Annotated in this window: 12 protein-coding genes; 2 read left to right on the top strand and 10 right to left on the bottom strand. The window is 60.4% G+C overall.

What is annotated here, in order from left to right; all coding sequences use genetic code 11:
- Positions 1–34: 34 nt before the first annotated feature.
- The 8 genes from rfaH to ACIPO9_RS27575 all read right to left on the bottom strand — a co-directional run bounded on the left by rfaH (position 35) and on the right by ACIPO9_RS27575 (position 8,529).
- Positions 35–559: a transcription/translation regulatory transformer protein RfaH gene (gene rfaH, locus ACIPO9_RS27540; protein WP_274136717.1), complete on the bottom strand. Its 525-nt coding sequence runs from the start codon at positions 557–559 to the stop codon at positions 35–37.
- 6 nt (positions 560–565) lie between these two features.
- Positions 566–1,366: a WbqC family protein gene (locus ACIPO9_RS27545; protein WP_274136716.1), complete on the bottom strand. Its 801-nt coding sequence runs from the start codon at positions 1,364–1,366 to the stop codon at positions 566–568.
- Positions 1,367–1,436: 70 nt separating this feature from the next.
- Positions 1,437–3,653, bottom strand: a complete 2,217-nt coding sequence (locus ACIPO9_RS27550) for a polysaccharide biosynthesis tyrosine autokinase (RefSeq protein WP_274136715.1) — start codon at positions 3,651–3,653, stop codon at positions 1,437–1,439.
- Complete coding sequence (locus ACIPO9_RS27555) at positions 3,654–4,106, bottom strand: low molecular weight protein-tyrosine-phosphatase (RefSeq protein ID WP_274136714.1); 453 nt, start codon at positions 4,104–4,106, stop codon at positions 3,654–3,656.
- Positions 4,096–5,025: a glycosyltransferase family 2 protein gene (locus ACIPO9_RS27560; protein WP_400609621.1), complete on the bottom strand. Its 930-nt coding sequence runs from the start codon at positions 5,023–5,025 to the stop codon at positions 4,096–4,098. The genes ACIPO9_RS27555 and ACIPO9_RS27560 overlap by 11 nt, the downstream gene beginning before the upstream one ends.
- A gap of 3 nt (positions 5,026–5,028) precedes the next feature.
- Positions 5,029–6,543, bottom strand: coding sequence for a lipopolysaccharide biosynthesis protein (locus ACIPO9_RS27565; protein WP_400609623.1), 1,515 nt, complete (start codon positions 6,541–6,543; stop codon positions 5,029–5,031).
- A gap of 21 nt (positions 6,544–6,564) precedes the next feature.
- Entirely contained in the window at positions 6,565–7,686 is a 1,122-nt protein-coding gene (locus ACIPO9_RS27570; protein WP_400784475.1) for a DegT/DnrJ/EryC1/StrS family aminotransferase, read from the bottom strand.
- Between the two features lie 57 nt (positions 7,687–7,743).
- Complete coding sequence (locus ACIPO9_RS27575; protein ID WP_400784477.1) at positions 7,744–8,529, bottom strand: hypothetical protein; 786 nt, start codon at positions 8,527–8,529, stop codon at positions 7,744–7,746.
- Between ACIPO9_RS27575 and ACIPO9_RS27580 the strand changes: the two genes are divergently transcribed.
- Together ACIPO9_RS27580 and ACIPO9_RS27585 are read left to right on the top strand one after the other, a co-directional pair.
- Positions 8,510–8,923, top strand: coding sequence for a hypothetical protein (locus tag ACIPO9_RS27580; protein ID WP_274136709.1), 414 nt, complete (start codon positions 8,510–8,512; stop codon positions 8,921–8,923). The two genes, ACIPO9_RS27575 and ACIPO9_RS27580, sit on opposite strands and share 20 nt — an antisense overlap.
- Positions 8,924–9,411: 488 nt before the next feature.
- On the top strand, positions 9,412–11,220 hold the full coding sequence (locus ACIPO9_RS27585) for a M24 family metallopeptidase (protein ID WP_400784478.1): 1,809 nt from the start codon (positions 9,412–9,414) through the stop codon (positions 11,218–11,220).
- A gap of 60 nt (positions 11,221–11,280) precedes the next feature.
- On the opposite strand, the gene ACIPO9_RS27590 is transcribed toward ACIPO9_RS27585, so the two are convergent.
- On the bottom strand, positions 11,281–11,568 hold the full coding sequence (locus tag ACIPO9_RS27590) for a hypothetical protein (RefSeq protein WP_400784480.1): 288 nt from the start codon (positions 11,566–11,568) through the stop codon (positions 11,281–11,283).
- 182 nt (positions 11,569–11,750) lie between these two features.
- On the bottom strand, positions 11,751–12,635 hold the full coding sequence (gene rhtA, locus ACIPO9_RS27595) for a threonine/homoserine exporter RhtA (protein WP_400784481.1): 885 nt from the start codon (positions 12,633–12,635) through the stop codon (positions 11,751–11,753).
- Positions 12,636–12,944: the final 309 nt, after the last annotated feature.

A 12,944-nucleotide genomic window follows, 5' to 3' on the forward strand; every position in this document is an offset into this window, starting at 1 on the left:
AGCGCGCTCCTACAGGCAAGAGGCGATCAATCGATCAGACCCGCGCTTCCATCCGCGACAGGCTGCTGACCGGCAGGGTCACTTTCTGTTCGCGGTGCAGCAGGTTGAGCAGGATCACCGCGCGTTCGTCGCCATCGGCGGCGAGGAAGATCGCCTCGATGTCGTTGAACCCGTCAGCCGTGATACGCACCGCCTCACCCTGTTCAAAGGTGACCTTGGGCGGCGGCGCCAGCAGGCGGTCGCGGATCTGCTCGATCAGTTCGTCCTTGACCGGAATCGGCATCCCGCCGAAGGTCACGATCCGCGCGACACCCCGAGTGGAGCGGATCGGGTACCAGTTGTCGTGGGTCTGATCCATGCGAATGAACAGGTAGCCGGGGAACAGCTCCTCTTCGGTGGCTGCGCGCGAGCCGCGTTTCTTTTCAGTGCGCTTGACCGGGCGATAGCATTCGAAGCTCTGACGCTGCAGATGCTCCTCGGCGCGCCCTTCCTGGCGTGGCTTGGTCTGGATCAGATACCAGCGTGCAAGGTTGCTGGAACTGCAATCGATCTGAGACATAATCCTTCACTCCATTGCCATCCGGTTCTGACCCGCCGTTACTACGTTCGGGTGATTGAGTATCTCAAACAGAAAACCTTTGCCTTGCGGCTCTTCGCCCTTGTCCAGGGTGAAGCTGTTAAGCATTTGCTGGATCTGCTCGACGCAGTTGAACATGAGCACATCGATAATAGACAGGTTTGCGACGAAGGGATGCTTGAACTGCCGGTAGACCACCGGATCCATCCGGAAGAAATGCACCTTCAGCCCGTTCTCGGCAAACAGCGCGCGGTCGTAGAGCACCGAACCGCCTTCAGGGTTGATGAAGGTGGTTGCAGCGAAGGTCTGCACGATGCGAATCACACGATCCTGTTTGTCGGTGGGTGTGCCCACGTCAAGGTCGGACCCGCGCATGATCGGGGTGACGATGTGCAGGTAGGCGCACAGCTCGCGAATCGCATGTTCGGCATACAGCGCGATGTTCTGCTGGGGGAAACGGACCAGACGCTCGATCAGCGGCATCACCTGGGCGAAGTAGGGCGCCTTCTGGTAGTTCTGCGAGATCTGACGCAGCAGGCGTTCCCCTTCGCTGGTGAAGTTGTCGCACAGCTGGCGCTGGTTGATCGGCAGCTCGAAACGGTCCTTTTTCAATGGAAAGGTGATCAGTTTCGCCTCGCCGTTGCTCAGGATCCGGTTGCGGTTGACCCAACCGGATCGAATGTATTGCAGATCATCGCCCAGGACGAAGACATCTGCGGCAGCTATCAGCTGAAAGTAACCCAGGTAGGGAAACAGGTAGGGCTGCATCATTGCTATGGTCCGGGCCATTTGTATCTCCTGTGATAGTGTCTCTGGCTCTAGGGCCGGATTGGTCGGGTGGCAAGTCCTGCCCCAGGGTTCACTTGCGAACCGTGGTGTAGTCGTAGCCGTAGGCTGCGCAGTCGTAATCGGCGGTCGAGGCCTTGCGCAGAACACCGTTGAAAATCGCACCCTTGATCAGGATGCCGTTGTGCATCAGTCGACGTTTGCTCGCTTCGATCTCCTTGGCAGTGGAGAGGCCGAAGCGGGTGACCAGCAGGCAGGTGCCCGACTGGCGCCCTACCAGCGTGGCGTCGGTGACGGCCAGGATTGGCGGGGTGTCGACGATCACCAGGTCGTACAGCGGCGACAGGTCGGTGATCAGCTTGTTGAAGTTGTCATGCATCAACAGCTCCGAGGGGTTGGGCGCCGCGAAACCGCAGGAGATGAAGTCCAGGTTGCGCACCTCGGTGTGGTTGATCACTTCCTTGCTCTTCAACCGCGCGGCCAGGGTGTCGGACAGACCGTGCTTGGGCGTCAGGTTGAACGTCTTGTGCAGGTAGCCACGGCGCATGTCGGCATCGATCAACAGCACGCGCTTGCCGGTCTGGGCAATGATCACCGCCAGGTTGCTGGAGACGAACGATTTGCCCACGCCCGGGGTCGGGCTGGAGATCATCAGCACGTTGTTGCGCGCTTCCAGCATCGCGAAGTGCAGGCTGGTGCGCAGGCTGCGCAGCGACTCGATCGCCAGTTCCGTTGGCGCGCTGACACTGAGCAGGCGGGGCTCCTTGCTGCCGCCACGGCTCTGGTTGCTCTTGTCCATGCGTTCCTGCTGGCGCGAGAACGGCAGCGACGCATACACCGGCATGCCCAGGTTCTCGATCACGTCGGGGTTGTCCACGCCGCGATAGAAGGCCTGGCGGACGAACACCGCGCCGACGGCCAGCAACAGGCCGGCGAGGGCGGCGACCAGCACGATGATCTTGCGCATCGGCTTGACCGGCTCTTCGACGTTGGCGTCGGCGTTGTCGATGATGCGCACGTTGCCGATGCTGCCTGCCCGCAGAATGTCCTGCTCCTGGCTCTTGTCCAGCAACAGGGTGTAGGTCTGCGAAGTCACCTGCATGTCACGGGTCAGGCGCAGCAGCTCCTGCTGGGTCGCGGGCAGGGTTTCGATTTTCTTCAGCAGCGCCGCTTTCTGCGCTTCAACCTGGCCGATCTGGGTCATCAGGCCGCGATAGGTCGGGTGCTCCGGGGTGTACAGGCGTTCGACATCGACCCGTTTCATCTTCAGGTCAGACAGCGTGCCTTCCAGCTTGACCACCTGATCGAGCACCGACTTGGTTTCCACGCTCAGGTCCACCGACTTGGCGCTGGTCTGGAAATTGTTCAGGGCAATTTCCGACTGTTCCAGCTGTTTGCGCACTGCCGGCAACTGCGAACGCAGGAACTCGAGGCGCTGGGCGGCTTCGGCCGAACTGCGCTCGACGTTCTGACGCACGTACAGGCGGCTGACTTCGTTGAGGATGCGCTTGGCCTTGGCCGGGTCCGGGTCCTGGATCGACAGGTAGACGATCCCGGAGTCCTTGCCGGCTTCGAGGATTTTCAGGCGATCCTGGTAGTCCAGTGCCGCGGTCAGCGGACGTTGGCGAATCACCGTGAACTCGGTGCCGGGACGCCCGTTGAGCGCCGCCACCTGGATCTTCACGCCGCTGCCTTCCACCGTCTGGCCGACCGGGCCGCTGAGCAGCTTGTTGTGGTCGCTGTCGTACAGGCTGAAAGTGTCTGGCTTGTCCACCACCATGCTCAGCTTGTCGCCGAGCAGCGCTTCGGGCACTTCGAGCTGGAAGATGTCGATCTTCTCGCCGCCCCAGGCGTAGCTGTCCAGGCCGAACAGCGGCGCGGCCAGGTCACCCTCGTGATCGGGCTTGAAGTGGCGCGCCATGTAGCCGCCCAGGCCCGGTACATACTTGGGCTTCTGGATGATGTAGAGCTTGAGGTCGTCGACCACCTTGCCCAGCACCGCACGGGATTTGATCAGCTCGATCTCGGTGGTCGCCTGGGAAACCGACAGCGGCTTGCTGCTGATTTCGGTGCGCCCCTCGATGCCGATTTTCTTCGGCTCGATCTGGATCATGGCGTTGGCCTGGAAGATAGGCGTGGCGAGGATCGCGTAGGTCAGCCCCAGCAGGATGCAGACGCCCATGATCGACGCAATCATTCCCTTGTGGTCGAAAAGCGTGCGCAGGATAGTCGCCAGATCGATCCGGGAGTCCTGGACTTCGTCCAGGGAAGTACGGTTCATAGCGGTCATTTATCTCGGTTCTCCTGACTGAAGATAAGGAAGCCAGTCGTCGACGCAACGCGAGAGAAGCTCGTAGGTCTGTTCAAAGGCTAATTTCGGGCGCCGATAGGGATCGGCTATTTCCATGTCCTGTTGCCACTTGCCTATCAGAAACGTCTTGCCACGTACTTCGGGCGCGAGCTTGAGCACGCTTTGCGTCTGCCGGTGTTCCATCAGCAGAATCAGGTCCGCGTCGTAGAGCATCTGCCGGACCATTTGCCGGCTACGATGGCGGTGGGCCTCCACGCCGTTGACTTGCAGCACGGCACGGGCGAGGGGGTCCATGGTTGAGCTGAGCATGGCGTGGGTGCCAGCCGACGTGATCGCGATGCCGGGGTTCTGCACGCGTTGTCGGAGCATGGCTTCGGCCATGGGGCTGCGACAGATGTTGCCGACGCAGACCACCAGGACGTTACTGAACATGGCCTTTGCTAAAGGTCGTCATCAGTCGCTTGCTGATGTTGAGGCTGAAATTGCGGGCCACCTGCAGCAGCGTCAGGATCTTGCGCTGCGGGGTGATTGCCGACAGCGAGTAACCGACCATTTCCATCAGAAAGTGCTCATAGAGTTCCTGGTTGCCCAGGCGGTGGTAGTAGTTGGCCAGGGCGCCGGATGTCTGCAGCGCCATGTGCAGCTTTCGCTTGCTCGAACGCATGGAGAAGATCCCGCCCAGGTGCAGGCGGTACGCTGCGGGCTTGATCTGGGCCATGAACTTGCCCTTGCCGTAGGCGCCCAGCAGCGACCACCAGACCAGGTCGTTGAGCGGCGCGGCCACCAGTTCCTTGGGCAGCGAGTCGAAGACGTTGCGAAACACCGTGGTCAGCGTCGAAATCGGCCGGGTCTTCTGCAGTTCCAGCGCCGAGGCATCGCCGCGCAGCTTGCCTTGCAGCTGGATGCCGTACTGGCCGTTGGTATCGAAGGGGATGGCGTCGTGGTAAGTCAGCACGTAATCGGGGTGGCTTTCAAGAAAGTCCACCTGGATCTGCAGTTTGCGCGGGTCGGTCCAGTAATCGTCACCTTCGCAATAGGCGATGTAGCGGCCACGGGCCTGGCCGAAGAGGCCGGGAACCGATGACTTGCCCTGCGAAAACTGGTTCGTCTCGTGGAAGAAGGTGCGGATCAACGTCGGGTAACGCGCGGCGTAGTCGGCAATGATGCGGGCAGTGGCGTCGGTGGACGCGTCGTCGTTGACCAGGATTTCGAAATCGAAGGTGGTCTGTTGCATCAGGAAGCCATCCAGCGCCTGGGCGATGTAGGCTTCCTGGTTGTAGGCCGGGCAGACGATGCTGACCAGAGGGGTATTGGCGGGCGAGACATTCGCCTTATTGCTGGAAGCATCCATGGCTCAAATACTCGGTTTGCTGAACAAGACGGAAATCTTCGTCACCAGTGGCTTGTAGCTAGCGGCTACCACCATCAGCGTGATCAGGCCGCTGGCGGCCAGACCCATGAACGTGTTGAAACGGTTGTCACTGGCGATCAGGCGCAGCACCGGCTCGCTGATCGCAAGGCCGGCGGCGGTCATCACGCTGATGCGCAGGGTGTCGCGCAGCCATTGGCCGTGAATCCCCGGGGCCAGGCGCTGATGCACGATTGCAGGCCAGATGGCGAACGACACCAGCCGCAGGACGAACCAGGCGATGGCAGCGCCCAGCGCGCCCTGGTAATGAATCGCCAGCAGCATCACAGGCACCGTGACCACTGTGGAAACGACGCTGTACCAGACATGTAGGCGCATCTGCCCATAGGCGTATTGCAGGTAGAACTGAAACGCGCTCATCGCCATGATGGCGCTGCCCAGCGAGTACCACGGCAGGATCGAGCGGCTCCACTGGGCCGCCACCTGATCGCCGGACCAGGCGTAGATCATGTCGTAGGGGTGCAGGGCAATCAGTGCCGCCAGCGGAAACAGAAAGGTGCAGACAAAGCGGTTGGCCGCCAGAAACAGGTTGTGCATGTCATCGCGCCGGCCTTCGGCCATCAGCACCGTCAGCCGCGGCAGCAGCGTCTGGGCCAGCGGGTTGCTCAACATCAGGATGCCGGTGGCCACCAGCGCCACCAGTGAGAAATACCCGTACTCGTTGAGCGGCAACAGCTTGGAGAGCAACACCTTGTCAATCTGGGTCAGCACGATCCACAGCACTGCGGTGCCGGACATGCCCGCCGCGAACGGGATGATCGGCTTGACCAGATGCCAGTCGAAGCCGGTCAGCCAGGACGGTGTCGGCATCTGCCGGTAGGCGCGGACCGCGAAGATCAGCGTCTCGACCAGCCCGACCAGCACCTGAAACTCGAAGAACGTGACCGGGTCGCTGGAAATCGTGCTCACCAGCAGCAGACCGCCGAAATAACGCAGCGTGGCGATGACCACGTTGGCGGTGTTCAGCCAGGCGTGCTGCTCAAGGCCTTGAATCCCGCTTTTATAGAGGGTGGCAAACAGGCGCAGCGCGACCACGATGCCCATCAGGCTGATGCACTGCACCAGCGTCTCGGTCGACAGGGCCTTGGCGTTGAGCCAGTGCACGGCGATCCAGTCGCTGCCCAGGTACATCGCCAGGCAGCAGAGGCTGGACAGCGGCAGGAAGATCAGCTCGAAGGAGCGCAGCAACCGGCCGGAGAAGTAGTCCAGCCTGTCGCTGGCCTGCTGATGGGCCACGGCCCGCACCAGGCTCGGCGATAGCCCGGCATCCAGCAGTTGCAACCAGGCTTGCAGCACCGAGAAGAACCCGATCAGCCCGTACGCCTCGGCACCCATGTGGCCAAGGTAAAAGGGCATGATCAGGATTCCCACCAGCAACGCGTAGGCCTGTCCCGCATAGCTCAACGCAGTGTTGCGTATGACTGAGCGCCTGTTCTGCATGATCCGTAGGTCCTGTTTCGACTAGATAACGCGGGCCAGGGAAGGCGTCGTGTAGGCGGTATTTGCGGGGCCGCACTCGGCCATCACGGTCTGGATCACCCGGTCCTGGTCTTCGCGGGACAGGCCCGGATAGATCGGCAGGCACAGCACGCGCTCGCTCAGACTGCGCGAAGCGGTCTGGGCCGCCTGCGGTTGCAGGTATTCCAGGGTGTCCAGCGACGGATAGAAGTAGCGACGCGGGTTGACGCCGTTGGTATTCAGCGCGCTGCGCAGGTTGAGCAGTTGCTGCTCGTCGCGCAGGGCGATGGGGTAGTAGCTGTTGTTCAGCTGGCTGTCTTTTTCCGGCTGTTGCAGTTGCACGTAATCGCCCAGGGCGCTGTTGTAGCGCTCGGCGATCTCGGCGCGCTGGGCCAGAATGTTGTCGATATCGTCCAGGATGCACAGGCCCATCGCCGCCGAGAATTCGTTGAGCTTGGCGTTGATGCCGATGCCTTCGATCTTGTCGACGTCGGCAATGCCGAAGTTGCACAGCAGGTAGACCCGCCGGGCGATTTCGTCGTCATTGGTGATGATCGCGCCGCCTTCGATGGTGTGGAACAGCTTGGTGGCGTGGAAGCTCAGGGTGCTGATGTCGCCGAAGTTGAGCACCGACTGGCCTGCATGGCGGGCCGCGAAGGCATGGGCGCCGTCGTACACGACTTTCAGATTGCGCCGACGGGCGATTTCTTCGATGCGTTCGACCGCGCAGGGGTTGCCGAACACGTGAGTGCCGACGATGGCGGTGGTGTCGGAGACGATGCGGCTTTCGATGTGCTCCGGGGAGATGTTCCAGGTCTGGGCATCGATGTCGGCGAAGATCGGGCGGATGCCTTCCCATTGCAGCGAGCTGCTGGTGGCCACGAAGCTGAACGGCGTGGTCACGGCGCTGCCGGTCAGGCCCAGGGCACGGTAGGCGACCTGCAGGGCCAGGGTGCCATTGTTGGTCAGAAGCACGTGCTTGACGCCCAGATAATCCTTGAGGCGCTGCTCCAGTTCGCACACCAGCGGGCCGTGGTTGGTCAGCCAGCCGCGCGCATAGATGCCTTCGACATACGTCTTGAACTTGTCGATATCGCCCAGGTAGGTCTTGGTTACGTTAATCATCGTGATCTCCATTTCTGACGCAATGCTTGTGGGCTTGCCGCTGCCGGCGGGCCTGTATCAGCCTCGGGGTGAGGCGGAAGGGCGATTGCCGGCCTTGTTGCTCATTCGTCTTGCCCGGCCCTGGTTGATCCTGAGGATCAGGCGGGTGGCCAGGCTTCCTGTGTGTGGGTCACCGAAGTGAAACAGCGCGGTGGCGCGCTTGACGTCGGGGCTGCAGCTCTTGTTGGCGTGCAACGTGCGATAGCCCCAGAAGAAGTAAACGTTGCCCGGCTCCAGGCGCAGGATGTAAGGCTTGAGCCACTGGCGCTGCATGCCCTTGATGATCCAGTTGCGGGTGAACCTGTTTTGCAGCAGCGCCTTCTCGATCACGTTGAACAGCACCCAATGGCGCACCCGACGAATATTGGGAAACAGCATCAGATCGCCGCGTTGTTCACCTTCGGTAGGGATGAACACAGGAATAAGTGCGGTGACCAGGCTTGCGTCGTAGTGAAATGCATTGGATTCGCGAGTGCCCTGATTGCCCTGCACGCAACGCAATACAGGGAAGATCCGGTCGCTGGCGGCGTCCTTCTGTGCGGCGTGCCTGTAAAGCCCTGACAGCAAGTGCTTGAAGCGCACATCGCTCCAGTAGTCGGCCAGCAGGCTTTCACCCAGCATCGTTTCACCGTGATAGGCGAAGTATTCGCCCTGGTGTCTTTGCGCCTGTTTGTCAGTCCAGGCGCGCAACTGCTCAAGATCGGGGGCAGTGACCGCGTCGCTCAGTTTTGCAAAGCCGTTGGTATCGATTTCGTCAGCCAGGCGTTGGACCAGCTGCTCATCCATGTCGAAAGATAAAGGCATTGCGTTGCGCCCCCTTGAGGAGTGGAAGGGGCACGACAGATCGTCATTCAGGGCTCAGGCACGCTACCGCCCGAATCTGCAGATCCTGCCGCGCGTTTCGCTTTCAGTGACGTGCAAGGCTCTTCATTTCGTTGGGCAAAGCTACCGCCCAACCGAGCACTTTCAGTCAATTTGGAAAACTTTGTTTCGGCCAACAGAAGCCCACCGGCGCAAGAAACTCACCGTTGTGTTCAGTAACTTCGTAGGCAGAACCAGAATGAAAAAAGTCGAAATGTCTTCTGCGCGCAACTCTGCGGTTACGGTGCTGAAACAGGAAAACATTAGACACGCATATATATCGACGGCGGCGCTTTCCCTGTCAAACGATTTCGCCAACATTCTGTTAAATTTTTGATAAACGGATTGAATAGAGTCGTAACTTGTTGATTTATATTGCAGTCAAAAAACCAGCAGTGCCCCCGTTCGGTGCGCTGACGCTTTTCAGGCATTGATCTGTAACGCCGCTGAGAGTGGCCAGGGGGAGCCAAAGACGTTTTTCCAGCGCCAGAAGTCGGGCATTCGGCTGTGTCTCCAAAATGTTGGCGCTCATTAATTGAACTTTATGTCGGACGTGTTAGTTGCTTCGTAAGTGGCGAAAGTTAAGTGTGCGCCGATAAATGTTGTCAGTGAATGCTGACAACTTAATACGTGGACTCTATTCGTTTGAATGTATGTTCTGTTTCCGCTGGATAATTCGCGCCGGGCCATACATGCACAGTGTGACGTTCAGGGTGCCGGCAGGTGCCGTCATCAACAGAAACCTGAGCACGGTTGCTCCGGCCCTGCCGGTACTCCATCATCTGCCCGGTGCAGTGCATAAAAACCGGCTTAGCAGGAGAACCAATGAATACGCAGTCGAAAACCAGTGGAGTGGTGGCCCAGCGCCTGGCGCAGGCGCGCGCCTTGATGAGTCGCGAAGGTATCGATGCCTGGCTGGTGCCATCCGCCGACCCTCATCTGTCCGAGTACCTGCCGGGTTACTGGCAGGGCCGCCAATGGTTGTCAGGTTTCCATGGTTCGGTCGGGACGTTGATCGTCACCCAGGACTTTGCCGGTGTCTGGGCAGACAGCCGTTACTGGGAACAGGCCACCAAGGAACTGGCAGGAAGCGGCATCGAACTGGTCAAGCTGCAGCCAGGCCAGGCGGGCCCACTCGAGTGGCTGGCCGATCAGGCCAAGGCCGACTCGGTCGTGGCAGTGGACGGTGCGGTATTGGCGGTGGCGTCTTCGCGCACCCTGGCCAGCAACCTTTATGCACGCGGCGCACGCCTGCGTACCGACCTCGATCCGCTGACCCTGCTGTGGAATGATCGTCCGGCGCTGCCGACCCAGGCCATTTATGAACATGTCGCGCCTCAGGCCACCCTGACCCGCGGCGAGAAGCTGGCCCGCTTGCGAGGCGTAATGGCCGAGCGCGGCGCCGATTGGCATTTCCTGGCGACCCTTGATGACATCGCCTGGCTGTTCAACCTGCGGGGTGAGGATGTTTCCTTCAACCCGGTGTTCATTTCCTTTGCCTTGATCGGGCCTGACAGCGTCAGCCTGTTCGTGGCGTCCGAAAAAGTCAGCGCCGAACTGCGCAGCGTCCTGGAGGCCGAAGGCATTACCCTGCGTGAGTACACCGCCATCGGTGCGGCGTTGCGTGAAGTGCCGAAGGATGCACGATTGCTGGTCGATCCGGCCCGGGTCACCTGCGGCCTGCTCGACTACCTGAGCAGCGAAGTGACGCTGGTCGAAGGGCTGAATCCGACAACGCTGTTCAAATCGCAGAAAAGCGAGGCCGACGCCCGGCACATTCGCCAGGCCATGGAGCAGGACGGCGCGGCGCTGTGCGAATTCTTCGCCTGGCTGGATTCGGCACTGGGTCATGAACCGGTCAGCGAACTGACCATCGATGAAAAACTCAGCGCGGCGCGCGCCAGCCGTCCCGGCTATGTTTCCCAGAGTTTCGCCACCATTGCCGGGTTCAATGGCAACGGCGCAATGCCACACTATCGAGCTACCGAAGAAGAGCACGCACAGATCGAAGGCGATGGTCTGTTGCTGATCGACTCGGGTGGTCAGTACCTGGGCGGCACAACCGACATCACGCGCATGGTTCCGGTGGGCACGCCCACTGCCGAACAGAAGCGTGACTGCACCCGTGTGCTCAAGGGCGTGATTGCGCTGTCACGGGCGCATTTCCCGCGCGGGATCCTGTCGCCGCTGCTGGACGCCATCGCCCGCGCGCCGATCTGGGCCGAAGGCGTGAACTATGGTCACGGCACCGGCCACGGCGTGGGCTATTTCCTTAATGTGCACGAAGGTCCGCAGGTGATTGCCTATCAGGCAGCGGCCACGCCGCAAACGGCCATGCAACCGGGGATGATCACTTCCATCGAACCGGGCACTTACCGTCCTGGGCAGTGGGGCGTGCGCATCGAGAACCTGGTGATCAACCAGGAAGCCGGCAAGACCGAGTTTGGCGAGTTCCTCAAGTTCGAAACCCTGACCCTGTGCCCGATCGATACCCGTTGCCTTGAAACCGGCTTGTTGACGCAGGACGAGCGTGAGTGGCTCAACGAGTATCACGCCGAGGTCAAGCGGCGCTTGAGCCCGCTGGTCGAAGGCGCGGCGCTGAAATGGCTGGAGACGCGCACGGCGGCTGTCTGATAACGACTTGCGCCAACCCTGACCTGCCTTATGGGGCGGGGCAGGGATGGCGTACACAGATCAGGGCTGAGGCTTCTTGCAGACGATGATCATGCTGCGGCTGGTGTAGCCGGCAGGATTGAGGCCCAGCGGAAACTCGCTCGGGTCTTCCGCTGCATCGCCTGACTTGGCGATGACGCGATACTGGCGCGACTCGCAGGAGTCGGTCGCCGTCTGATAGCACTTGTCCCAGGAAGACGACAGGCCGGAGCAGTTGATATGCAGGCCCCGTTTACTCTTGACTGGCTTGGAGGTGGCCGCGCATCCGGTCATGGCCACGATCGCCAGTATTATTAAAATGTACTTCATTCACTTCCTTACCTGACCGGTCTTTCCCGCTCAGTCTCTAGCTGAATTCGCGTAGCTTGCGTGAAGCCGACTGCCATGCCCGTCCGGGTGTATCCACGAGGTGGAGACGGGCCAGGATGTAAACATGGCGCAACAGCGTTACAAATGCTAGTGACATCGTGTAACGAAAGGAAAAATGCCCGTCAATCCGCAGGCACCAATGCCGCAGGTTCCGGCGTGGTGGTCAGTGTGGCACCTATGGACGCTACGATGATTGCGCCGATGGCCAGCCACTGCGTCAGCGACAGGGCCTCATGCAGAAACACCAGCCCCATCAGCGCGCCAATCGCCGGTTCCATACTCATCAATGTCCCGAAAGTGCGTGCGGGCATTCGAGTCAGGGCGATCATCTCCAGGCTATAAGGCAATGCGGTCGACAGGATGGCGACACCCAGGGCAATGGGGATCAGTGCAGGGTCCAGCAGTGCTGCGCCAGCGTGGGCCACGCCGAAGGGGGCGATGAAGATTGCGGCGATGACCACCCCCAGGGCTGCGGTCTGCACGCCGTGGTCGGCGCCGGCCTTCTGGCCGAACAGGATATAGGCAGCCCAACAGACACCAGCGCCGAGGGCATACAAGGCACCAGTGAGGTCCAGGGCGTCTGTCTGCCCCATCGGGATCAGCAACGCCAGGCCGATGACCGCCAGAATGATCCAGATGAAATCGGTGATCTTGCGTGAGTGCAGCAAGGCGACGGCCAGCGGGCCTGTGAACTCGAGCGCTACGCCGATGCCCAGCGGGATGGTGCGGATAGCCATATAGAAGAGGAAGTTCATCCCGCCCAGGGCGATGCCATATATAAGCACGGAGCGTAGTGAGCTCGCGGTGAAGGTCGTGCGCCAGGGACGCAGGATCAAGACCATCAGGATGCTGGCGAAAATCAGGCGCAGGGCAGTGGTGCCCTGAGCTCCTACGATGGGGAACAGCGACTTGGCCAGCGAGGCGCCGCTCTGGATCGACATCATGGCGACGAGCAGCATGCCTACGGGGAGGATCACCGAAGCCAGGCTGCGTTGTTTTGCGTTCATTGTTCAGGAAGGGTCCGTCAGAGGCAGGGAAGGGGGCCATTCTGCTGAAGAATGAAATATTGAGCAATATAATGCTCATTAATGGTTGATTTGGAGGTCGTTGAAATTAAGTGTTGACGCCCCCTCGAATCTCTCTATAATTCGCCCCACTTCCGGCGCAGTCGGAACGGAAAACTCCTTTAATATCAATGAGTTAGACGTTCAGGATGGCGAAGAAGTGCTTCGGTTCAGGTCACTGAATCGGCAGCGGTGAAAAAGGTGGTTGACAGCAGGTTGTAACGCTGTAGAATTCGCCTCCCGCTGACGTGA

Source organism: Pseudomonas sp. NPDC090203, from assembly GCF_044746765.1.
Classification (GTDB): domain Bacteria; phylum Pseudomonadota; class Gammaproteobacteria; order Pseudomonadales; family Pseudomonadaceae; genus Aquipseudomonas; species Aquipseudomonas putida_AD.

Excerpts from the sequence above, each read along its gene's own strand:
- rfaH (WP_274136717.1), bottom strand. The coding sequence starts at position 559 with ATGTCTCAGATCGATTGCAGTTCCAGCAACCTTGCACGCTGGTATCTG.
- ACIPO9_RS27545 (WP_274136716.1), bottom strand. The coding sequence starts at position 1,366 with ATGGCCCGGACCATAGCAATGATGCAGCCCTACCTGTTTCCCTACCTG.
- ACIPO9_RS27550 (WP_274136715.1), bottom strand. The coding sequence starts at position 3,653 with ATGACCGCTATGAACCGTACTTCCCTGGACGAAGTCCAGGACTCCCGG.
- ACIPO9_RS27555 (WP_274136714.1), bottom strand. The coding sequence starts at position 4,106 with ATGTTCAGTAACGTCCTGGTGGTCTGCGTCGGCAACATCTGTCGCAGC.
- ACIPO9_RS27560 (WP_400609621.1), bottom strand. The coding sequence starts at position 5,025 with ATGGATGCTTCCAGCAATAAGGCGAATGTCTCGCCCGCCAATACCCCT.
- ACIPO9_RS27565 (WP_400609623.1), bottom strand. The coding sequence starts at position 6,543 with ATGCAGAACAGGCGCTCAGTCATACGCAACACTGCGTTGAGCTATGCG.
- ACIPO9_RS27570 (WP_400784475.1), bottom strand. The coding sequence starts at position 7,686 with ATGATTAACGTAACCAAGACCTACCTGGGCGATATCGACAAGTTCAAG.
- ACIPO9_RS27580 (WP_274136709.1), top strand. The coding sequence starts at position 8,510 with ATGTCGAAAGATAAAGGCATTGCGTTGCGCCCCCTTGAGGAGTGGAAG.
- ACIPO9_RS27575 (WP_400784477.1), bottom strand. The coding sequence starts at position 8,529 with ATGCCTTTATCTTTCGACATGGATGAGCAGCTGGTCCAACGCCTGGCT.
- ACIPO9_RS27585 (WP_400784478.1), top strand. The coding sequence starts at position 9,412 with ATGAATACGCAGTCGAAAACCAGTGGAGTGGTGGCCCAGCGCCTGGCG.
- ACIPO9_RS27590 (WP_400784480.1), bottom strand. The coding sequence starts at position 11,568 with ATGAAGTACATTTTAATAATACTGGCGATCGTGGCCATGACCGGATGC.
- rhtA (WP_400784481.1), bottom strand. The coding sequence starts at position 12,635 with ATGAACGCAAAACAACGCAGCCTGGCTTCGGTGATCCTCCCCGTAGGC.